Source organism: Xanthomonas sp. NCPPB 1068 (assembly GCF_041479385.2).
Taxonomy (GTDB): domain Bacteria; phylum Pseudomonadota; class Gammaproteobacteria; order Xanthomonadales; family Xanthomonadaceae; genus Xanthomonas; species Xanthomonas cannabis.
Genome location: NZ_CM192986.1, coordinates 80,420 through 101,702, shown reverse-complemented (window position 1 = coordinate 101,702; position 21,283 = coordinate 80,420). Strand labels below are relative to the sequence as shown.

Here is a 21,283-nt window from a genome sequence, read left to right as displayed (position 1 = left end):
TTCTCCCGGAGGGAGAAGGGAGCGTGTGGTCGACAGCGTCGTGTGTTCGAGTACCTCGAGGCCTGCACGACACCGCGAGGGGCTGGGGCTTTCCTGGCGTGTCGGTGACGCGTTCATGGCGCCGATGCATGGCCTTTGCTCGGAGATCGACCGGGCTTTGCATCGCTACTCCCGACGCGGCGGAGGCTACCCGCGTCGCCACACCCGGCAATGGTTGTTCGCCGGCAATGCCACGTCGTCGATCAACTGCAACCCGGCCGCCGTTGCCAACGCATCCACCGCTTCGGCATCGCGAATACCGGATGCGGGGTCGCGTTCGCGCAGCATCGCATCGAAGGCGCGATTGCTGTCGCTGGTGAATCGCCCATCGCGGTTGAACGGGCCGTAGATCGCCAGCACCGCATCCGGCGCCATCACGGCCGGCAGGCCCGCGAACAGTGCCTGCACCTGCGGCCAGCCCATGATGTGCAGCGTGTTGGCGCTGTAGACCGCATCGTAGCCATGCCCGCCATCCGGCAGCACCGGCAATGGCGGGGATGGCGCGAGCCCGGGCGACGGGCTCGGCACGGCCTGCAGCGCAATCGGCGCCGGCGTGTTTGGTAACCCTGCCTCCTCCAGCCACTGCTGCATGCCTGGCAAATGATCGGCATGGTCGCTGGCCTGCCACTGCAACCACGGCATCGCCGCGGCAAAGTGCACGGCGTGCTGGCCGGTGCCTGCACCGATTTCCAGCACGTGCCGGCGGTCGGCGAAGTGCTGCTGCAGCACCTGGAGAATCGGGTCGCGGTTGCGCGCGGAGGCGGGGGAGAACGGTTTATTCATCGTGCTTAAGACCTTTGAAGTCCCAATTATGCGGCGAGATGCGAGGTCAAGTGACCAGCTTGACGATCAGGCTTTCTTCCCTGATTCGTAGACGAAATGTGGACATCCATCCCATCTCTTGGCTACCCATCGCGCCACTATCGGCGAGGGGGATCTACTCACGAGGACATCTGCATGAACAAGGCCGTTACTTTTTGCACCGCAAGTATTTTATTGGCTGTTGCTAGCCTAGCCTCCGCGCCCAGCGCTCACGCGCAAGCGTCAACGGTACTGCTTGATTGCACAGGCAGCGATTACTGTTGGGCGGGAGTAGACAGCCCGGGGTCCCCCCAGCCGTTCAAATACGCCTGGAGTTTCAGCAACACTGCAGGCGCCATCTTTCCCAGAAACTGCACCAACAGTTCCGATTGTTCTTTTTACTGCCCACGCACCAGTACCTTCATCAACGCCACGGTCATGGTGAGTGACGCGAACAACCAATTTGTCGGCTCTGCCACCGCACGGGCACTCTGCACGCCGCAGCCAATCTGACTCAAGCCTGGCGACAGATCGTGTCCATGGGTATGGGATCGACCAGGCACGCCCAGCTGGTCGATCCCACCGCGCCACACCTCACCGCGCCGCAGGCAACGCCTCGTACGCGCGCCGCACTGCCTCTTCGCCGAACTGCCGTTCCAGCCGGCGCACGATGAAATGGCCGCGCGCCATCGCCTGGAAGTGGCGCATGAACACGGTGTTGAGCGTGGCACCGCTGACCGCGCCGACCAGGGGCACCGCCTGCACGGCGAGTTTTTCGCCCACGTTGACCGAGAACTTGGCAGCCACGCGCGCGACCAGCGACACCAGCGCCGGTGCGCCCTTGCTGGCAAAACCGTGCGCGGCCACGTGGCGGGCGGCGGCGCTGAGCTGCTGGGCCATCGCTGCACGCACCGCGAAATAGCCCGACTCGGCGCCGTCATCCACCACGTTGCGGCCGCCGTGCGCCAGCACTTCCAGGCAGGCCAGCGCGGTCTCCGGGTCCTGCAGCGATTCGCCTTCGGCACGCGCGATGTCGGCAATGGAGCGCAGCATCACGGTGGTGGTCAACGGCAGCTCCACCATCAACCCCGGCAGGCCGAAAAACCCGCCAGCGCCGCCGGCCACCGCCACCGCCATGGTGTGGCGCGTGGTGGACGCCGGCTGCAGGGGCTCGGTCTTGCCGCGCAGGCTCAGCAGCGCCGACTTCATCGCCACCTGCAGCGCGCGGCGGGTCACCCCGTCGATGCTGCGGGTCACCATCTTGGGCAGCCGCTTGGTGATCAGGCTCTCGATCGGCGCGCCCAGGGCGTTGGCCAGTTGCGCCGCCACACCGGGATTTTCCAGCAAGGCGTGGGCGGTGGCCAGGTCGCGCTGCGCGGCAGCGTCCATCACCGGTATCGGAAGCGTTGTCATGCCTGCTCTCGCTCGTAAGGGGCCTGGGCCGATGGTACCCAGCCCCGCGTGAGCGTCGGACGAGCGGCGTGCGCAAACTCGGTTACCGCTGCAGATGCCGGCAAAATGCGCGATCATCGGCGTCCACGCAGGCAATGCCCACCAGATGAACCGTGAGATCCGCCACAGCATCGTGATTGCCGCCGCGCCGGAAGTGGTGTCCGCCGCGCTGTCCGAGCCCACCCAGCTGGCCCGCTGGTGGACCCGTGAGGTGCGGCTGGTGGACGGCCGCGTGTGCCTGGACTGGAGCGGGCACGGCTGGCAGGTGGAGCTGCGCATCGACGACGGCGCCGACCACCGGCTGGTGTGCTGGCACTGCGAGCGCTCCAACATGCTCGACACCCTGGCCTGGGAAGGCACGGTGATGCGCTTCGATCTGATCTCCACCAGCCAGGGCACGCGGGTGGAGTTCGTGCAGTCCGGGTACCGCGAGTCGCCATGCTTCGACGCCTGCTCGCAGGGCTGGCAGTATTTCCTGGGCAGCAGCCTCAAGCGCTACGTCGAAACCGGGGAAGGCACCCCCTATCCAGACGTGCCCGACCCCCGCAGCCCCGCGCGCTAACCGCGCGCCGTGCCGCTAGGCCGTGCGCGGCTGGCCCAGCGACGGTGCCGCGGGCACCGGCAACTGCGCATCCACCGTCACCGGGCTGTCGGACTGCAGCAACGCGCGCGCTTCGGCATCGCTGGCCACCGCCGGCGGCGAACCCCGCAGCGGCAGGCCGGCGGTCTCGCGCACGAACAGCATGGTCACCAGGCCGACCGCCGCCGCGCCCATCAGGTAATACGCCGGCACCAGCGGGTCGCCGGTGCGTTCCACCAGCCAGGCGGTCACCAGCGGCGTGGTCCCGCCGAACAACGACACCGACACGTTGAAGGCGATCGACAGGGCGCTGTAGCGCACCGGGGTGTAGAACAGCGCCGGCAGCGTGGACGGCATCGAACTGGTGAAGCACACCAGCGCCAGGCCCAGCAGCATCAGCCCGGCGAAGATCAATCCATCGTGGCCGCTGCCGATCAGCAACAGGCACGGGATGGCCAGCGCAAACAATGCAATGCAGGCGCCGATGATCATCGGGCGCCGGCCCAGCTTGTCGCTGAACAGGCCGCCGACGATATTGAGCGGCATCATCACCAGCATGACCAGGATGATCAGCAGCAGGCCCTTGCTCTCGGCATAGCCCATGGTGACGCTGAGGTAGCTGGGCATGTAGGTCAGCAGCATGTAGTCGGTGACGTTGAACACCAGCACCAGCCCCACGCACTTGAGCAGCTGCGGCCAGTGCAGGCGCAGCAAGGTCATCAGGCCCTGGCCGGCGGTTTCGCGCTCGCGCTGTTCCGATTGCTCGGTGTAGGCGCGAAAGGCCGGGGTTTCTTCCAGCTTCATGCGCATGTACAGGCCCAGCAGGCCCAGCGGCCCGGCGATGAGGAACGGCACGCGCCAGCCCCAGTCCAGCATCTGCGCCGGGGTCACGCTCATGTGCAATGCGGTCACGGTGGCGGCGCCGGCGATATAACCGCCCAAGGTGCCGAATTCCAGCCAGCTGCCCATCAGGCCGCGGTTACGGTCGGTGGCGTATTCGGCAATGAAGGTCGCCGCGCCGCCGTATTCGCCGCCGGTGGAAAACCCCTGCAGCAACCGCGCCAGCAACAGCAGGGCCGGTGCCCACAGGCCGATGCGGTCGTAGGACGGAATCAGGCCGATGCTGAAGGTACCCAGCGCCATCAGGATCATCGTGGCCGCCAGCACCTTCTGCCGCCCGTAACGGTCGCCCAGCGGGCCGAACACCATGCCCCCGATTGGCCGCACCAGAAACGCGACGGTGAAGGTGGCAAAGGTGGCGATCAGCTGCGCCGTGGGATTGCTCGCCGGAAAGAACACCTGGCCCAGCGTCACCGCCAGGTAGCCGTACACGCCGAAGTCGAACCACTCCATCGCATTGCCCAGCGCGGCGGCGCCGACCGCCCTGCGCAGCATGCTGCGGTCCACCACGGTGACCTCGTCGAGGTGCAGCTGGCGGCGGCGTTTGAACCAACCGAAATGCGAACGGATCGCGCGCGTGTCGTGCATGAGCTTGGTCTCCAGACTGGCTTGCGGCCACCGCTACCCGCACGTCCCGGCACCTGCACAGGACACGGCACATCACGCATACACGGCACAGGCACATGCACTGGAGTGGCCGGAGGCATTCCCGGACGGCCGCGTCAACTCAGCGGCGCTGCGGGACAGATGACCAACGAGATGGGCGTATGCCCAAGGGCTTGATCAGTGCGCCATGTTACACCAGCGTGCAGATCGCTGCAGACGCGACTGCATATGGCGCTGGATTTAGGGCGTTTTTGCGGGGTTTTGCAGACGGTCCACACGCACACCACTACGCACGCGCCTGTAGGAGCGCACCCGGGCGCGACGGCGGTATCGGTAATGCCCTTCGCGCCTGGGTGCGCTCCTACGGCAGTTAGCCGAGGCCAGCAATCAGCCGAGATCGAGTGCCGACAACAGCGGCTGCAGGTCCTCGCGCGTTTGCGGGCGGACCGCGCGGGCGACTTCCTCGCCATCGCGCAACAGGATCACGGTGGGCCAGAGCTTGACGCGGAACGAGCGGCCCAGCGGGCGCCCTTTTCCATCTTCGACCTTGCGGTACTCGATCGCCTCATAGCCACCCAGCAGTTTCTGCAGCAGCGGTTGTGCGGCAATGCAATGCCCGCACCAATCGGTACCGAATTCCAGCACCTGCACACCGCGATGCGCATCGATGTCGCTGCGCTCCGGTGCCTGCGTGGCGTAGTCGCGAACAAACCCCATCTGCACTGTCTCCGTGACGCTGAGTGAGAACACAGCATTGCGCGCAGGCGCACCTGTAACGTACCGGCGCCCGGGTACCGGAGTGTACGCGGCGTACATCAGGTGCCGGGCGCCGGCGGCGTGCGTATGCGCCACCGGCGCTGCGCCTGACGCTTACGACAGCGCGCGCTGGATGTCTTCCAGCGGCAGGTTGGTCAGGTCCTTGGCTAGGTCGCCAACCAGCCGCTGCTGGGTTTCCTTGTGCAGCAGGGGGCGCACGCGGCCCAGCGTGGTCGGGTCGGCCACCAGCACCAGGTGCGTGTACTCCTGCTTCAATGCCCCATCGTTCAAGGCCTTGGACAGCTGCTTGGCAAACGTCATCTCGTCCAGGTCTGCCTCGGTGAGATCCTGCGGTGCCTTGCCGGCCGGGCCATCGTCGTCGACGTTCTGCACGTCGGTGCGCGCGTGCTGGCGCAGCACGACCTTGGCTTCGTTGCCGGTATTGGTGAACCAACGCGCTTCGCCGCCGTCGGCCACCACTACCAAAGCACCCTGAGGAATTTGCAGACTCATCCGATTTCTCCTGTTTCGATGATCGGTGCGGCGTGTGCCGCACCCAGTCGGCCTCAACCTAGGTCAGCAGATGTAAGCAAGGTGCCTAGCCGGCGTCAGCGCGGCGTTAGTGGCGCTGCCAATGGCGGCGGCGGCAACCCCAGATGGCGGCTGAAAAAGCGCGCCATCACGCGCAGTGCCTGCTGGCTTTCCGGCAAGGTCTCGGTGAAATGGAACCCGTGGCCCAGGCCGTCCCAGACATGCAGGTCCGATTCGCGCCCCAGGTCGATCAAGCGCGAGTGCGTGTAAGCGGCCGTGCTCAGCTCTGCCGCGCGTGTGGCGGTGATCAGCAAGGTGGGCGGGAACTGCCGCAACACTGCATCGGAGAACACCGGCGACACCAATGGGTCGTGGAAGTCCACGCCCTCGCCGTAGTACAGGTCTTCCATGATCGGCAACTGCCCCGCCGCGTCGGGCAACAAGGCATCGTTGACTGCGGCGGCCACATAGCGCGAATCGCCCCGATAGCGCGCATCGCCGGCCGCGCAGAACATGCCCGCTGCCGCCGGCATCGGCAGGCGCTCCTTGGCAAACCACGCCAGCGACTCACCGGTGAGCACACCGCCGGCCGAGCAGCCGAACAGGCCGATACGCTCGGGCGCATAGCGCTGGAGCGCGGCGCGATACACCGCGGCCACATCTTCGCTGGCCGCCGGGAAGCGGTGCTCCGGGCCCATCCGGTAATCCACCGCGATGACCGTCATGCCGGTCATCGCCGCCACCGGGATGGCTTCCATCAACCCGAACGATTGCGCACTGCCCATGATGAATCCGCCGCCATGCAGCTCGATCAGCAGGCGCCGGGCCTGTTCGGGCGTGCGTGTGCGTGGCTCCACCCGCAACACCGGCACCTCGTTCCAGCGCTCGCGCGTCACCTCCACCGCATAGCGCGTGCGCAGCTGCGCAACCACGCCTTCGGCCCAGCGCTCGGTATCGGCGCGAATGCGCGGCAGCTGCTGCAGCAAGGTGGCGTTGTCGGCCTTGGCCAGGGGGTCCGCACGCGCCACCTCGGCCTGTACATGCGCACGCGCGGCCGGGCTGAGGTACTCGGACACCGGCAAGGCGAAGGGCGCCACCTGGCGCGTACCCTCCGCCGCCGGGGCCGCCGACGTCGCCGCGCGTTCTGCGGCGGTGGCACTCAGTGCACAGGCGGCGCCGATCAGCGCCATCAACCCACGTGTCGTCCAGCACGGTCGTGTCATGCAATGCCCTCCCAGGCGTGATCAGCCGTCGAGCATACCGGTGGGGCATGGGGCGGCACTGTGCCGGATCTGTCGGCGTTGCCACGGCGGCCCGCTGCGGTGGTGGCTGCACGCCCATACGCGCCCGGCAGACGGGATAGCCTTGCAGCGCGTTTGCCAGGCGAGCCACACGCGGTGTCCAGCAATGCCGTCAGGCCGCTCGCTCAGCGGCCTGCGTTGGGCGTGCACCCTGCGGCCGGCGTGCGCCGTTCAGTGCGGTGTTTGCCCGGGAATGGAGGTTGGCGTGCCGAGCGCCTCCTGCACATACAGGCGCTTGACCAGCACAAACGCCACCACCGTCAGCGGCGCGGCCAGCAACACGCCGGCCGGCCCCAGCAGGATGCCGATGCCGAACAGCGAAAACAGCAGCAGCACCGGCGGCAGATCCACCGTGCGTTGCTGGATCAGCGGCAGCAACAGGTTGCCTTCGATCTGCTGCACCACCACGAACAGGCCCGCAGTGGCCAGCGCCATCTGCGGGCTGACCGTAAACCCGAGCAGGATGGCCGGAATCGCCGCCACGATCGGCCCGACGATCGGCACGAAATCCAGCAGGCCGGCAACGATGCCCAGCGCCAACGCACCGGGGATGCCCAATGCCCACAGCCCCAGCCCGGTGAGCACGCCCACCACCGCCATCGCCATCAGCTGGCCGCGCAACCACAGCCGCAGCGCGGTGCCGCTGGCCTGCAGTGCCTCGTCGGTGGTGGCGCGTGCGTGCGCCGGCAGCAGCAGCAAGACCCCGCGCCGGTACAGCTGCGGCTGCGCGGCCAGATACACCGCGCCGGCCAGCACCAGGAACAGGTTGGCCACACCGCCGGTGATGCTGAGCGCAAACGCACCGGCGCGTGGGGCCAGGTTGGACACACGTGCCGGCGCCTGGCGCGTGAGTTCTTCCAGTGTCGGCCCCAGGGGCCCGGCCGCCACCCAATCGTGAAAGCGCGTCCACGCCTGCGGCAACGTGCGTTGCAAGGCTCCCACTTCCGAGGCCAGCTGCGAGCCGAACAGCCACAGCAGTGCGATAAATCCCACCGTCAGCACCACCACCACCAGGGCCAGCGCCCACCCGTCCGACACGCGCGTGTGGCGCGTCACCCAGCTGGCCAATGCCCGCAGCAACACCGCCACCAGGATCGCACCGAAGACCATCAGCAACAGGTCCGACAACGTCCACAGCATCCACGCGCACGCCACCAGGGCCAGCACGATGATCACACGGACGGCAAAGGCGCGAAGGTCGGAAGAAGGCATGGGCCACTCACTGCAAAAACAAGCCCGGAGCCTAGCGAAGCCAGCGAGAAGAACGTGTCGCCACACCGTGCAGTAGCGGCGCTGTTTGAACGCACCACGCCGGCTGCGCCACAGCGTCGGCGCGTGGATATGCCGCGCGCTGTGACCGGATGACACGTTGGGCCAATGCGGCACGCTGGCGCCAGGCAGCGCCTATCTTGGGTGATGCCAACACCCGCCAGCCGCGCCGCATCGCAATGCCTGAGTCGCAAGCCGCTCTTCGATTCCCGATTCCCGATTCCCGATTCCCGATTCCCGATTCCGCCCCAGCCTTGCGCCAAGTCTGGCTAGCATCCCGCTGCGGCAACGCTACTCAGCCGACCGGCGCAGCCTGCTCGGCCCGCACCTGCCGCACCGCCTGCACCGCCGAGCGGGTCAGCGGCGTGGGCAGCGCATCGAGCGCAAACCAGCCGATGTCCAGCAGCACCTGCGGCTCGCGCAACTGCGCCTGTTCGCTGCCATCGATGCTGGCCAGATACACCGGCGCCACCCAGTGCTGCGGCGGGTCCATGTCCGGCTCGAAGTGGCTAACCACGCACAGCACGCGCTGCGGGTGCACCTGCAGGCCGGTTTCTTCCAGCACCTCGCGCACCACGGTGGCTTCCACGGTCTCCATCCAGTCCACCTTGCCGCCGGGCAGCCCCCAGTGCCCCTGCTCCGGCGCGCGCCCGCGCAACACCAGCAGCAGGCGGCCATCGGCACGCTGGATGAAGGCGCCACAGCCAACGCGTGGACGTAGATCGGAAGTGGGCATGGCGCATCTCGCAACAAGGCCGGCTAGTGTCACAGATGTTGCCGATATGGTCAGCGCGGTACAGCGATATGCGCAGCGCGGCGAGCTTTTGGGCGCGGTGCGTGCCTGGTGGTCGAAGTGCACCTGCCGGCATGCGGTGCGTTGCGGATCACGCGCGACGAACTGCACTGCCAGACGCGGCATGGCCATGCCGCCCGTGCCACGTGGGAGGTGGCATGGGTGTGGATACGCTTGCGGCGCAGTTCACATCGCCGGCGTTGCGTTGCGAGCGCAGCCGCATACCGCGTCGTCGGACTGCAATCGCACCGGCACGTGCCGGCGAAGATCTGCAGCTGCCGTTCTCGCCACTCGACATTGCCTGATGGCGTCGTAGGTGGGCGTTCAATCACCGACATCTGTTGGCACGTCGATAACACCGCCTTAGCGCCGCGTTGGCGAGGATGACGCCCTTCCGCGCCGGTGCGGCGCGCACTGTTGGAGGTGATATGTCCCGTATTCTGGTGATCGGCGGTCATGGCAAGGTCGCGCGTTTGCTCACGCCGCTGCTGGTGCGTGGCGGGCATCAGGTGACTGCGGTGTTCCGCAACCCCGAGCACGAAGGCGATGTCATCGCCGATGGCGCCACGCCAGTGGTGTTCGACATCGAACATGCGGACACCGCGGCCATCGCCGCGCAGCTGGCCGGGCATGACGCGGTGGTGTGGTCGGCCGGTGCCGGCGGCGGCGATGCAGCGCGCACCTATGCCGTGGACCGCGATGCGGCGATCCGCTCGATGCACGCGGCCGAGCAGGCTCGCGTGCGGCGCTATGTGATGGTGTCGTATCTGGGGGCCGGGCTGGAACACGGCATCGGCCCGGACGACGGGTTCTTCGCCTATGCGCAAGCCAAGGCCGCGGCCGACGCGCATCTGCGCAGCACCGCATTGGACTGGACGGTGCTGGGCCCCGGCCGGCTCACCCAGGACCCACCCTCCGGCCGCATCACCCGCGACCCCGGCAGCGACGCCGACGGCGGTGCGTCGCGCGCCAACGTGGCCCAGGTGATCGCCGCCGCACTCGCCACCCCGGCCAGCATCGGCAAGACGGTGGGGTTCATCGACGGGCAGACCCCGATCCAGCAGGCGCTGTCGCAGCTGGACTGAACGCCGGGCATGGCGCCACCCGGTGTACGCGTTCCAGGCCGGGGCGGGCTAACGATTTCCTAAAGCCGGCCCGCGCATAGTCGCGGACGCTGCTGACTGTGGAGGTCGCTTATGTCCGCGTTCGTCTCGCCGCGCCGTGCCGGCGTCCTGCCGCCCTACCTGCCCGACCGTGGGGCCCAGCAGAGCGCCGACACGCCCGTCGCTCTGCGCTGTTGTCGCATCAGGTCACCGCAACGCGGCGCCAGCACCATGTGCTGGGCCCGCTGGCGCCGCCCGACGTGGCAGCGGCGCCAAGGCGCCGGGCCACCCCTGCGGTGCAACGGTGGGTCTCCGATGCCCGGCAAGGCAGCACCGTGACCGGTACGCTGATACGCGACGAAGGTACTGCTGCCACTGCCGATAGCACTGACAGCCCCCAAGCGCGTGCGGTGCAGCAGGCCTGGCACGCAGTGGGCGTGCGCGCATGAGCCCACAACGCCCACCGGTGGACGCAGGCGTCACCCTGCGGCTTGCCCGCGAGGGCGGCGTGGCCGCCTTCCCGGCCATGCGCCGCGAGCGCCGGTTGGTGATGGATGAGATGGACGAAGCCCAGCGGCAGCAGCTGCGCACGCTGCTGGACCAATGTCTGGAGCACGCCTTGCCGCGCCCGCAGGCAGGTGGTGGCGACCGCCGCTATTTCAGCATCGTCTGGGACGGCGCCAGCGAGCCGCTGCGGATTCCCGAAGAACACGCCCCGGCCAGCATCGTGCGGTTGTGGAAGCAGGGCATCCTGTAATCCGGCGACCGCAGCAAGGCGCGCGGTGTCTGGCGCCGATTGGTGGTCTGCCACGCCGTGCCGGGGTAAGGCGTTCCATCGACCCTGTGCCCCGGGGTCGCGCGCCGGCTCGGCCCAGGGCATCTTCCATCGCGCGTCGTACGGCCGGTGGGAGGCTCCTGTTGTCACCACCGCACACCACGGTGGCGTGGGTCGGCGCCTGCGCCGATCGGTTCCTGCGGCATGCCGCGTCATGCACGGCTGCACAAATAAAAACAGACACCGCACGCTGCACGGTGTCTGTCGAAGGTGGTCCAACTGCGGATGCCTGCACCCTTTAAGCTGCCTAGATGCTCTAGAACTGCACAGCTGGTGACGCATGGTGGGGGGCGGTGCGTTAGCGCCACGTGCAGTGCCGCGGTCAGCTTGAAGACACCTCGCTCATTGCTGCACTGCGGTCAAAAATACGCGTGCCTTGCAGCGCTTGACCGCGCGTGCAATTGCGGCGGCCGCGCAGCAGTGCAGGCAGCGGTGACTGCCTGCACGCACGCTAAACGCCAGCGCGGCATGTCGACCGCCACGCGATCCACCACTGCCGCGCGCGGCCAACGGGCTGTTGTTCGGCCACGCGGGCACGCGCCGGCGATGCCGACACTCCAGACAACGCACGCGCCGCGGGTGCGGGTGCGGGTGCGGGTGCGGGTGCGGGTGCGGGTGCGGGTAACCAAACGTCGGCGCCACGCGCTGTGTCAGTGCCCCACGGCAACGGCATGCACCATGCCCGGTGCAATGCAGCGCCTGCCTGCACCGGTACGCCAGCGGCGCGGCAGGCCGTGCGTCGCCAGCGCCGCTGGCAAGCGCCGCCGTTGCGCAGCGCGCCCGGTGGCCGCGCTGCGCATTGCCGCCATGCCCGCCATCGCCGATAGTCGCAGCACTGATCAAACGACTGCCTATGATGCTTGTGACCGTGGTGCTGCTTGCTGCCGGACTGATCGCTGTCGCGATGATCGTCGGTGCCCTGGTGTGGATGCACATGCGCCAACGCGCGCCCGCGCCGGCTGCCCCGGACGCGCCAACCACGCGGCCGGCCAATGCAACGGCGGCCGCCACACCCGCCGTGGCACCTCCCAGCCAGACCGCCCCCGTGCCGCAGCCAACGCACGGCGTGGCGCAACCCTCACCAACCGACCCGCCACCGATGCGGCCGCTGCTGCGGCGCATGTATGCCGCAGTGATGGCCAACCCGTCGCTGGCCGATGCCAGCCTGCCCGGCGACCCCGCCCAGTTGGCGGTGCTGGAGGCCGTCGGCCACGCACTGGCGCATGTCGATCTGCGTCCGCAGTTGTTGCCGCGTCGCCCACATCTGTTGCCGCAGTTGATGCGTGCGGTCAACGACCCCGACGCGTCCGGCCGCGGCATTGCCGCCATCATCGCGCAAGACCCGGCATTGGCCGCCAACCTGCTGCGCATCGCCAACAGCGCGCTGTATCGCCCGCAGGGCGGCCCGCTGGAAAGCCTGGAACGGGCAGTGGTGCACATCGGCACCGAAGGCGTGCGCCAGCTCGTTGCCGCGGCCGTCATGCAGCCGGTGCTGAGCCTGGACGGTGGCCTCCACGCGCGCCTGCCCGCAGCGGTGTGGGACTACGCCCTGCGCACCGCCGCCGCCGCGGCCGCCTACGTGCGCGAACGCGGCGGGGACACCTTGTCGGCACAGTTGGCCGGCCTGCTGCAGGGCCTGGGCGCGGTGGTGATCCTGCGGGTGCTGCGCGATACCTACGCCGAGCGCCCGGGCCTGCCCTACAACCTGGAGATCGCCGCCGCCCTGGTCGAACGCCACACCGCGGCGGTGGCCAAGACCATCGCCACCACCTGGGACCTGCCGGCAGCGCTGGGCACCGCCCTGGACGAACAACGCCCCGAGCACGACCCCACCCTGCTCGCCAGCCCGTTGGGCCGCGCCCTGCGTTACGGCCGCCTCGCCGCCGCGCTGGCCATGCTCGCCCGCCACGGCGCCGAGCACGAAGACCATGCCCTCGACGTCCTGGCCACCCTGGAACCGGACAGCGACGCCAACGCCGCACTCTGGCAACGGTTGGTGGCTGCGAGCGTGGAGTGAGTTGCTGCGATGCAGCTGTAGCGGCTTTACCGAAACAGCCAGCATCTGCCGATTCAGTTGCGTATCGACCAACCGCCCTGCGCATTCCCACTCTGCTGCGACCCACGGCCTGTGAGCGATCGAAATGCGCGAATGGAATCCTGACGATGCATCTGGCAACCTCCACGGGCTGGCATTTGCCAAACATCTTGGATGGAAAATGCACTCACCGCACACGCATGTCCAATCGGCGCGCGTTATTGCGCTCGCGGTCCTTTTATTCCTCACACCATTGACGGCGTGCACCATGCAAACGACACAAGACTTCGATGCAACCGTGTGGAAATCGCAACGCGGCGTCGGCCTTGAAGAGAACAAGCGCATTTACATGACGGAAGCGCTAGAACAGGTCATCCATGTGGGGATGCGCAGGGAAGACGTTATTGCGCTGTTGGGTCAGCCTGACTACACCGAGAAGGGTGAAACCACCTCGACGGATGCGTACTACCTTGGCATCTCACCCTTCGCAGGCGATACACAGGAGTACGATATTCAATACCAGGACGGGAAAGTCATCAGCCGCCACACCGTCCAAGGTTAACCAGGAGCACAAGGATGTCGGACAAACCTGATTTGGATCGGATTCGTAGCCAGTTCCAGGTGCAAGACGACCAGGTGATTCACTATCACCCCCGATTGGCGGGGATGGTGGATATCCCGTTTTCGCCTTCGATCAAGATCACCAGGACCGAAGGAAAGCTCATAGACGAGATGACCTGGAGCAGGGGCCTCCAGGGACTGTCAGAACTCAAAGAAACCCAAGACCTTGCGTTTCGCGAGAGCAAGCGGCATGTCCCGGACCAACCGGTGCCCGACGATATTCCAAAGGAGCGCGCCACAGAGTGGCAATTCAATGACGGGCACCGCGATGCCTTTCGCCATACCTACTGGAATGCGCTACTCGCCAAGGAATTCGGCAACGAATGGGCGCAGTCGTTTGCCACCGCGCACGAAGGAATGCCGGGTAATCCTGCAAACCGCGAGGCGATGGATCTGTACAACAACCAGGTCGGTAGAGGTATCGCCGCAGCCCACCCCGGCGCGTCCAAAGAGCAGCTTGCGCAGCTGGTAGGTGACGCACTGAAAGAAGGCAAGTTGATCCTCATGGATCATGAGGGAAAGCTTGCCTGGAGTGATCAGGTAAACGTAGGACAGCATGGTCTGTCACCCAAAGAGGCCATCCAGCCATCTCTGCAGACACCCGCGGTTGTGCCTGCGGCGCCGCGTACATCTGGCTTCTTCGGGGCGGCTGGCCCAACAGACAATGCGCCGACGCCGGACCAGCCTGGCCATCCCCGTTACGCGCTGCATCAACAATGCCGAGCAGGCGTCGCAGCGCTGGGCAATCAGGTCGGAACCGAGTCCAATGAGAAGACCGCTTGCATGACGGCGAGCCTGACCAATCTGGCGGTGGCCAATGGCCTGCAGCGCGTCGACCATGTGATGCTGAGCGAGCAAGGCAAACACGCCAATCAGGCACAGCATGTCTTCATCGTCCAGGGTGAACTCAGCGACCCGGCGCACCTGCGTGCGCAGATGCCCGCAGCGCAGGCGATCGCTACGCCGGTCGACGCCTCGTTTCGGGAGCTGGCGCTGATGGAACAGCGCACGCTGGCCTTGCAATGCCAGCAACCTGTTACGCAGCAACACGATGAGCAGGTGAAGGCGCAGCGCGTTTAGCATCCAGAGTGGCCGATGGCTAGCGCACGTCCTAAAAGCTGCTCGAAGCAAGCGCACGCACTGCATACCTGCAAGTGCATAACTCCCGGATAAAAGAACACCGGGCCACCCCAGAATGGCCCGGTGCCGAGCGAGTCCCGGTATCCATCACCGGGAAGGGTTGCCCCAGTGCCTTGCTCAGGTCCCACTCCTTGCGAACGTGGCGCATGGCGCGTTGACGATCACCTCCGCGCAGCGGCGACGGTCCCCACCGTCGCCGTTACCGCAGTGGCTTACACCTCCAACACGGGGTCGGTGCGGCGGCCGGCGCGACCGGCGGCGAAGGCGATGCCGGCGCCCAGCAGCAGCAACACCAGGGTGCTCCAGGCAGCGCGCGAGACACCACGGGCCGCCGCATCACCGGCCTGGCGGGCCTTCTGCTCGGCAGTGCGCTTGAGCGCTTCGTACTGCGCCACCGCCTTCTGGTAGCTCTGCGCATAGTTGTCGGCAATCTGCTCGGCCTCTGCGCGCGATTTACCGGTGCGCGCCACAATCAGGTTGACCAACGCATCGCGGTCGGCGGCATCGATGGCCGGCTTGGCCTGGGCGCGCACGCGGTCGAACCAGGCGGCCAGTTCATCCGACGCCGCTTGCGGGGTCTGCGCTACGTCGCTGGCGGTGGCCTTGCCGTCGTTGCTCACGTGTTCGGCCTGGTTCTTCAGACGCTCGGGATCCAGCTCGGCCTTGCCGGTCTGGCGCAGCACGGTGTCCAGCTGGCCGCGCAGGTCGCCCCAATCCAGTTCGATGCCCTGCTGCTTCAGTTCTTCCTGCACGCCATTGCCCAGCGCCGGGGCGGCAGCGGCGATGCCCTGGCCGGTCAGCGACAGGCCCTTGCCGACCACACCCGACACCGCGCCCACCGCGCTGCTGGCCAGTGCGGCCACCAGCCAGGTAGTGATCAGCGAGGTCACTGCCCAGCTGAGCAAGCCGTGCAGGCCGCCACGCACGGTGGCCAGGCGGCCGGCGACAAACGCGCCCACCGCGATCGAGATCAAGGTGCTCAACGCCAGCCAGATGCCGGCGCCGGTGCCCAGCCCGCTGACCGGGTTGGCCTCACGCAGCGGGTCGATGGTGGATGCGCCGATGGCGGTGCCCAGCACGCTCAGCGTCAGATAGGTCACCAGCGCGAACGTGCAGCCGGCGAGCACGGCGCCCCAGGACATCCTGGGGGCCAGCGAGGAATGGCGGACGACCTGTGCCATGGAATGTCTCACTGCGGTTGGAAAGGGCGGCCAGTGTGTAAGCCGCGCCCCCGCGCTGCCTGAGCCGAATGCACCAGGACGGCTAGTGCATTCGCGTCAGGCAGCCGCTACCGTGTGCCGCCACTGTTGGTTTTCATCGCCGTCGTTTGCCTGAGGTAAACCCATGTCGTCAGCCAGTGAAGCGGCGCCGCCAAGCAGCCCGCCCAGTTCCACCAATCGCCGCCAGTTGCAGCAGATCATCACCGGCCTGAGCGAAGGGGTGATCCTGATCGAGCCAGACCAGTCGATCACCTGGGCGAACGAAGCCGCCTTGGCGATGCATGGTGCAACCGAAGTGGCGGATCTGGGCGCCACGGTGAGCGACTACCGCGCGCGTTTCCAGCTGCGTTACCGCAACAACCATCGCCTGAGCGCCGGCAACTACCCCATCGACCGCGTCATCGCCGGCGAGGTCTTCAACGACGTGGTGGTGGAGGTGTTTCGCGCAGACACCGACGCGCAATGGGTGCACCGCGTACGCAGCCTGGTGCTCACCGACGCGCAAGGCCAACCGGATTGCCTGGTGCTGATCGTGGCCGATGCCAGCGATTGGGCCAGCGCCGAGCAGCGCTTCGAACGCACCTTCAACGCCAATCCCGCGCCGGCCTGCATCTGCCGGCTCGAGGACAAGCGCTATATCAAGGCCAACCAGGGCTTTTTGGAAATGACCGGCTACACGCGCGAAGCGGTGGTGGGCAAGAGCGTGTTCGAAGTGGATGTGATGGAAATGGCCGACCGCCGCGAGCTGGCGCTGGAGCGGCTCAATGAGGGCGCCACCATTCCGCAGATGCAGGCCGAGCTCAGCCTGCCCGACGGCACCACCAAACTGGTGGTGGTGGCAGGCCAGCCGATTGAAATCGGCGAAGAAGCCTGCATGCTGTTTACCTTCATGGACCTGGAACCGCGCCGGCGCGCCGAAGTGGCGCTGCGCCAGAGCGAGGAACGGTTTGCCAAGGCATTTCGCATCACGCCGGTGCCTACGCTGATGTGCAATGCCGAAACCTTGCAGATCGTGGAAATCAACGACGCGGTGTCGCAGATCACCCAGTACGCCACCGAAGATATCGTCGGCCGGCCCATCGATGAAATCGGCCTGTTTCCCAGCCGCCAGGCGTATCAGCAGTTCTATCGCGCGTTGCAGGAAAGCGGCAGCATGCTCAATGTGGAATACGCCATTGCACGCAAGGACGGCGAACAGCTCGACTGCCTGATTTCCGCAGAAACAGTGAGCATCCACGGCGTGCAGTGCTACCTGCTGTCGCTGATGGACATCACCGACCGCAAACGCACCGAGATGGAACTGGTCACCGCCATCGAAGCGGTGATGCAGGATGCCTCGTGGTTCAGCCAGACCCTGCTGGAAAAGCTCGCCAACGTGCGCCGCGCCAACCGCCCCAGCCAGACCACCGGCTGCGGCATTGCCGAACTCACCGGCCGCGAGCGCGACGTGCTCGGGCTCATCGCCGAAGGCCTGGCCGACAAGGAAATCGCACAGGAACTTGGGGTTTCGCCCAATACGGTACGCAATCATGTGGCGGCGCTGTATTCCAAGATCGACGTGCACAGCCGCGGCGAAGCCATCGTATGGGCCCGCGAACGCGGTTTTGCCGGCCGCAGCGCCAAACCCGCCACGCGCAAGAAGTAACTGCGTGTGGCTGGCACGAATGCACTAGCGCGCTTAGTGCATTCGCAACTGGGGCATCCGGGCGCAAGCGCACACCATGCTCACACCGGCCCGCACAGACTGGACCGGTTCCCCAACTTACGAGAGACATCCCATGGATAAGAACCGTATCGAAGGTACCGCCAAGCAGGTCAAGGGCTCGGTCAAGGAAGCCATCGGCCGCGTCACCGGCGACAAGAGCACCGAGCTGGAAGGCGCTGCCGAAAAGAATGTCGGCAAGGTGCAGGCCAAGGCCGGCGAAGTAGCCGACAAGGTGCGCGACGCTTCCAAGTAAGCGCTGCGCCCCAGGAACGCGTGGTGTAATTAAGCGCGTTGTTGTAAGCGTGCAAACGGTTACCGCTACGGTCCCATGTCCGGCACTGCTGCTGAGCAAACGCATGGTGAGGCTGCCACTGACTGGAAGCCCTTTTAGCGGGAATCGTCTGCGGTAGATGGCAGCTGCGATACCGCTATAAGGACATACCAACGCCCCGATCAAGTCGGGGCGTTGGTTTTTCACACTATCCATGTCGGGCACTTCCCTTCTCCCCACGGGGGAGAAGGTGGCCCGCAGGGCCGGATGAGGGGCGGGTGCAGCTGCATGGAAACAGCGAGCAGCCAAGGTAAACAGCAGCCGCTCCGTCCAGCAACCCCTAAGCGCGCGGCTTGCGCCCGCGTGTGGTCGGGCGCTTGGCAATGGTGGTGCCGTGTTCCTGCCACCATGCCGCCAGCGCCTCCATCGTCGGCCCGAGCCCACGCGCCTTTGGCGTGATTGCGTACTCAACGCGTGGCGGCACTTCGGCATACACGGTGCGCGACACCAGGCCATCGGCTTCCAGCTCGCGCAACTGCGCGGTGAGCATGTGCTGGGTAATGGTGGGAATCGCCTTGCGTAACTCGCCAAAGCGATACACCCGCTGATTGAGCAGCCACATGATTTCCAGTTTCCATTTACCCGACAACAGTGCAAAGGCACGGCGCATTTCTTCGTGCATATTGATTGCGCCCGCTGCATTGGTCTGCTTTTTCATACTAAGCGCCTGATATTCATCCTACTTTTCAAGCGTCATCTTAGACGACATTCTGCGCGCACCTGGCAACCACCTGTCGCACGGCAGAACCCCATGAATACCCTCTACACCTACTGGATCAGCACCGCATTGCTGTCGGCGCTCTATCTGACCTCTGCCGCCGTGTATCTGGCAAAAGGCGATGTCGTGCGCAAGGCGCAGGCAGCGCTGGGGTATTCGGCGCCGCTGCTGGTGCCTTTCATGATCGCCATCAAACTGCTCGGCCCACTGGTGATCCTGTCGCGCGTCAACCTCGTGCTGAGCGAGCTGGCCTACGCCGGCATGTTCTATCACCTGCTCTTGTCCGGCATGGCCCATCTGAGCGCGCGCACCCCCAAGGGGGCCATTCCGGCGGCACTGGGGCTGGTGGCCTCGTTCACTACCCAGAACGCCGCACGCCACCCCGCATCACCGTATGCCGCGGTCGTCGCGGCACCCCTGAGCACACCCTGATCCCCGAAGGAGAACATCATGTCCCGACTCAACGGTAAGGTGGCCATCGTCACCGGTGCAGGACGCGGTATTGGCCGGGCAACCGCCAAGCTGTTCGCCGCAGAAGGCGCAAAGGTCGCCGTGCTCTCGCGCACCCCCGCAAACGTGGATGCAGTCGTTGCCGACATCACTGCTGCGGGCGGCACGGCACTTGGCAGTGTCTGCGACATCGGCGAGGCCGCTCAGCTCACCGCAGCCATCGACACGGTGGCCGCCACCTACGGCGGCATCGACATCCTGGTCAACAACGCCTTCGACCCGAGCGTGCCGTTCTCCTCGATCCTTGAACTGTCGGTGGAGCAGTTGCAGCGCAACCTTGATCTTGGCCCTGTGGCATACCTGCGCGCGATGCAGGCGGCCTACCCCCACCTCAAGGCAAGCGGCGCCGGCCGCATCATCAATTTCGGCTCGATGGCCGGCGTGGTCGGGATGGCGGGCTACGGCCCCTACAACATGGCCAAGGAAGCCATCCGTGCCCTCACCCGGACTGCCGCCCGCGAATGGGGCGCGGACAAGATCACGGTGAACACCATCCTGCCGGTTGCGCAAACGTGGGGGCCGGAGGCCAACGTCCCGGCGCCCACCAATCCGCTGGGCCGCTACGGCTCGCCGGAAGAAGACATTGCCCCGGTCGTGCTGTTTCTGGCCAGCGCCGACAGCCAGTTCATTACCGGGTCGAGCCTCACGCCCGACGGCGGCTCCCTCATCGACAGCGCCCGCTGACCGAACCCCATGACAAGGACACCTGCATGAAGATCCACGCAGTCACCATCGACACCGCCCACCCGCAGGCACTGGCCGCCTGGTGGTCACGCGCCCTGAAGACCGTCGTTGCCAACGACTACGGCACGGTGGTGCAGCTGGCCGCGTCGCCGGACCTGCCGTTGTTCCAGTTTCGAAAGATCGACCCCGTGCCGACCCAACGCAACCGCGTCCATGTCGATCTGAGGACGCCTGATCTGGACAGCGAAACCGAGCGCCTGGTTGCGCTTGGGGCAACGCTGGTGCAGACCGTTGCATTGCCGCAAATCCGCTACGCGACCCTCACCGACCCGGATGGCAACACCTTCGATCTCATCGCCCAATAGCGCGCCGGCGGCTAGACGCCATGCCGAACGGCAGCGCCAGCGGCAGCACCGATCCACTGCGCGATGCGTTGGCGGAGAGTGCCGCAGGTTCCATCTCGCCGGCGCTGTCAGCGGCGGTGCCTTGGCGTCTGTTTCCTCACGCCTGACAGGCGTCACTGCGTGGTACCACCGCACGGCGGAATGCGCCCCAATGGTCGGCGGCGCAGTGTGCCGGCATCACTCACCCACAGCCGCGCGGCAGGCGGACAGCGCACGGCTGATGTGTTTTTCCACCATCTTGACCGAGATGCCCATCACCGCCGCCACCTCGGGGTAGCTGAGGCCGTCGAAGCGGTTGAGCATGAAGGCCTGCCGGCACTTGGGCGGCAGCGCGGGCAGCGTGTGGGTGTGCAGGTGCTGCAGAGTGCGGCGGGCGTCCACCAGCTGGTCCACCGCCGTGCCGGCGGCGGCAAGCGGTTCGCTGTCCTCCAGCGGCACGTGGCGGGCAGCGTGCCTGCGGTGGCGCGTGCGCCAGTGCTCCAGCACCACGTTGTGGGCAATGCGGTACAGCAGCAGCTTGTAGCTGTGGATGTCTGGCGTGTTGCGGTAGGCCAGCAGGCGCAACAGCGTTTCCTGGGCAAGGTCGGCGGCGGTATGCGGGTCGCGCAGGCGCCGCCGCATGTAGGTGAGTAGCTCCGCCTGCAGCTGCACCACCGCCTGGTCGAAGCGTTCCCTGGCCGGCGCGCGCTCCTCGCGCACGTGCCAGCGTGTGGTGACGCGGCCAAGCGCGTAGATACCCGCCGCGGGCGCGCGGGCCGGCAGCTCGCGCATGGCGTAGGCGCTGCGGTGGCGCCACGGGCGGCTGCCGTAGCGCTCACCCGGCACCGCGCTTGCGGCGTGCGCGCGTGCCGCGACCACCTGGCCGATGACACCATGGCGGTCTGCACGCGACGCGCCGGTCATGCCCTCATTCATCATGCGACGTCTCCAGCAACGGGCCGGGCACATG

Annotated in this window: 23 protein-coding genes; 12 read left to right on the top strand and 11 right to left on the bottom strand. The window is 66.6% G+C overall.

Annotation, left to right across the window (positions count from 1 at the left end):
- Positions 1 to 186: 186 nt before the first annotated feature.
- Positions 187 to 822: a DUF938 domain-containing protein gene (locus ACCQ12_RS00460; protein WP_372382658.1), complete on the bottom strand. Its 636-nt coding sequence runs from the start codon at positions 820 to 822 to the stop codon at positions 187 to 189.
- Between the two features lie 174 nt (positions 823 to 996).
- On the opposite strand from ACCQ12_RS00460, the gene ACCQ12_RS00455 reads away from it, so the two are divergent.
- The gene (locus ACCQ12_RS00455) at positions 997 to 1,353 is read left to right on the top strand and encodes a hypothetical protein (RefSeq protein WP_147423602.1); all 357 of its coding nucleotides are present in this window, start codon (positions 997 to 999) and stop codon (positions 1,351 to 1,353) included.
- A gap of 81 nt (positions 1,354 to 1,434) precedes the next feature.
- On the opposite strand, the gene ACCQ12_RS00450 is transcribed toward ACCQ12_RS00455, so the two are convergent.
- A complete protein-coding gene (locus ACCQ12_RS00450; RefSeq protein ID WP_372382657.1) occupies positions 1,435 to 2,253 on the bottom strand; it encodes an EcsC family protein in 819 nt (272 codons plus the stop codon).
- Between the two features lie 145 nt (positions 2,254 to 2,398).
- On the opposite strand from ACCQ12_RS00450, the gene ACCQ12_RS00445 reads away from it, so the two are divergent.
- Entirely contained in the window at positions 2,399 to 2,854 is a 456-nt protein-coding gene (locus ACCQ12_RS00445; protein ID WP_047693288.1) for an SRPBCC family protein, read from the top strand.
- A gap of 15 nt (positions 2,855 to 2,869) precedes the next feature.
- On the opposite strand, the gene proP is transcribed toward ACCQ12_RS00445, so the two are convergent.
- The 6 genes from proP to ACCQ12_RS00415 form a co-directional block, all read right to left on the bottom strand.
- Positions 2,870 to 4,360 carry a glycine betaine/L-proline transporter ProP gene (gene proP / locus ACCQ12_RS00440; protein WP_039564697.1) on the bottom strand — a complete coding sequence of 497 codons (1,491 nt, stop codon included), beginning with the start codon at positions 4,358 to 4,360 and terminating at the stop codon, positions 2,870 to 2,872.
- Between the two features lie 405 nt (positions 4,361 to 4,765).
- Entirely contained in the window at positions 4,766 to 5,095 is a 330-nt protein-coding gene (locus ACCQ12_RS00435) for a thioredoxin family protein (RefSeq protein WP_123137600.1), read from the bottom strand.
- Positions 5,096 to 5,248: 153 nt separating this feature from the next.
- Positions 5,249 to 5,647, bottom strand: a complete 399-nt coding sequence (locus ACCQ12_RS00430) for a host attachment family protein (RefSeq protein ID WP_039406470.1) — start codon at positions 5,645 to 5,647, stop codon at positions 5,249 to 5,251.
- Positions 5,648 to 5,742: 95 nt separating this feature from the next.
- Complete coding sequence (locus ACCQ12_RS00425) at positions 5,743 to 6,888, bottom strand: alpha/beta hydrolase (RefSeq protein ID WP_184388369.1); 1,146 nt, start codon at positions 6,886 to 6,888, stop codon at positions 5,743 to 5,745.
- 249 nt (positions 6,889 to 7,137) lie between these two features.
- Positions 7,138 to 8,178 (bottom strand): AI-2E family transporter, encoded by a 1,041-nt coding sequence (locus ACCQ12_RS00420; RefSeq protein ID WP_372382656.1) that lies wholly within the window; start codon positions 8,176 to 8,178, stop codon positions 7,138 to 7,140.
- Between the two features lie 352 nt (positions 8,179 to 8,530).
- A complete protein-coding gene (locus ACCQ12_RS00415; protein WP_372382655.1) occupies positions 8,531 to 8,971 on the bottom strand; it encodes an NUDIX hydrolase in 441 nt (146 codons plus the stop codon).
- A gap of 485 nt (positions 8,972 to 9,456) precedes the next feature.
- Between ACCQ12_RS00415 and ACCQ12_RS00410 the strand changes: the two genes are divergently transcribed.
- From ACCQ12_RS00410 to ACCQ12_RS00390, 5 genes are all read left to right on the top strand, one after another.
- Complete coding sequence (locus tag ACCQ12_RS00410) at positions 9,457 to 10,113, top strand: SDR family oxidoreductase (RefSeq protein WP_166749918.1); 657 nt, start codon at positions 9,457 to 9,459, stop codon at positions 10,111 to 10,113.
- 463 nt (positions 10,114 to 10,576) lie between these two features.
- The gene (locus ACCQ12_RS00405) at positions 10,577 to 10,888 is read left to right on the top strand and encodes a protealysin inhibitor emfourin (protein WP_047693239.1); all 312 of its coding nucleotides are present in this window, start codon (positions 10,577 to 10,579) and stop codon (positions 10,886 to 10,888) included.
- 931 nt (positions 10,889 to 11,819) lie between these two features.
- Positions 11,820 to 12,983, top strand: coding sequence for an HDOD domain-containing protein (locus tag ACCQ12_RS00400; RefSeq protein WP_372382654.1), 1,164 nt, complete (start codon positions 11,820 to 11,822; stop codon positions 12,981 to 12,983).
- Positions 12,984 to 13,107: 124 nt separating this feature from the next.
- A complete protein-coding gene (locus ACCQ12_RS00395; protein WP_372382653.1) occupies positions 13,108 to 13,563 on the top strand; it encodes a hypothetical protein in 456 nt (151 codons plus the stop codon).
- Between the two features lie 14 nt (positions 13,564 to 13,577).
- Complete coding sequence (locus ACCQ12_RS00390; protein ID WP_372382652.1) at positions 13,578 to 14,702, top strand: XVIPCD domain-containing protein; 1,125 nt, start codon at positions 13,578 to 13,580, stop codon at positions 14,700 to 14,702.
- Positions 14,703 to 14,974: 272 nt separating this feature from the next.
- Here the strand turns inward: ACCQ12_RS00390 and ACCQ12_RS00385 are convergent, their stop codons facing one another.
- Entirely contained in the window at positions 14,975 to 15,943 is a 969-nt protein-coding gene (locus ACCQ12_RS00385; protein WP_184384324.1) for a hypothetical protein, read from the bottom strand.
- 163 nt (positions 15,944 to 16,106) lie between these two features.
- Between ACCQ12_RS00385 and ACCQ12_RS00380 the strand changes: the two genes are divergently transcribed.
- Positions 16,107 to 17,627 carry a helix-turn-helix transcriptional regulator gene (locus tag ACCQ12_RS00380; protein ID WP_047693229.1) on the top strand — a complete coding sequence of 507 codons (1,521 nt, stop codon included), beginning with the start codon at positions 16,107 to 16,109 and terminating at the stop codon, positions 17,625 to 17,627.
- A 133-nt stretch (positions 17,628 to 17,760) separates the two neighbouring features.
- Positions 17,761 to 17,940 carry a CsbD family protein gene (locus tag ACCQ12_RS00375; RefSeq protein WP_047693228.1) on the top strand — a complete coding sequence of 60 codons (180 nt, stop codon included), beginning with the start codon at positions 17,761 to 17,763 and terminating at the stop codon, positions 17,938 to 17,940.
- A 358-nt stretch (positions 17,941 to 18,298) separates the two neighbouring features.
- Here the strand turns inward: ACCQ12_RS00375 and ACCQ12_RS00370 are convergent, their stop codons facing one another.
- Positions 18,299 to 18,676, bottom strand: a complete 378-nt coding sequence (locus ACCQ12_RS00370; RefSeq protein ID WP_372382651.1) for a winged helix-turn-helix transcriptional regulator — start codon at positions 18,674 to 18,676, stop codon at positions 18,299 to 18,301.
- 93 nt (positions 18,677 to 18,769) lie between these two features.
- On the opposite strand from ACCQ12_RS00370, the gene ACCQ12_RS00365 reads away from it, so the two are divergent.
- From ACCQ12_RS00365 to ACCQ12_RS00355, 3 genes are read left to right on the top strand one after another with little or no spacing between them, the layout of a single operon-like run.
- Complete coding sequence (locus tag ACCQ12_RS00365; protein WP_372382650.1) at positions 18,770 to 19,168, top strand: DoxX family protein; 399 nt, start codon at positions 18,770 to 18,772, stop codon at positions 19,166 to 19,168.
- 18 nt (positions 19,169 to 19,186) lie between these two features.
- Positions 19,187 to 19,930, top strand: coding sequence for an SDR family NAD(P)-dependent oxidoreductase (locus ACCQ12_RS00360; RefSeq protein ID WP_372382649.1), 744 nt, complete (start codon positions 19,187 to 19,189; stop codon positions 19,928 to 19,930).
- A 26-nt stretch (positions 19,931 to 19,956) separates the two neighbouring features.
- Positions 19,957 to 20,295 carry a VOC family protein gene (locus ACCQ12_RS00355; protein WP_372382648.1) on the top strand — a complete coding sequence of 113 codons (339 nt, stop codon included), beginning with the start codon at positions 19,957 to 19,959 and terminating at the stop codon, positions 20,293 to 20,295.
- A gap of 216 nt (positions 20,296 to 20,511) precedes the next feature.
- Here the strand turns inward: ACCQ12_RS00355 and ACCQ12_RS00350 are convergent, their stop codons facing one another.
- A complete protein-coding gene (locus tag ACCQ12_RS00350) occupies positions 20,512 to 21,249 on the bottom strand; it encodes an RNA polymerase sigma factor (RefSeq protein WP_372382647.1) in 738 nt (245 codons plus the stop codon).
- Positions 21,250 to 21,283: the final 34 nt, after the last annotated feature.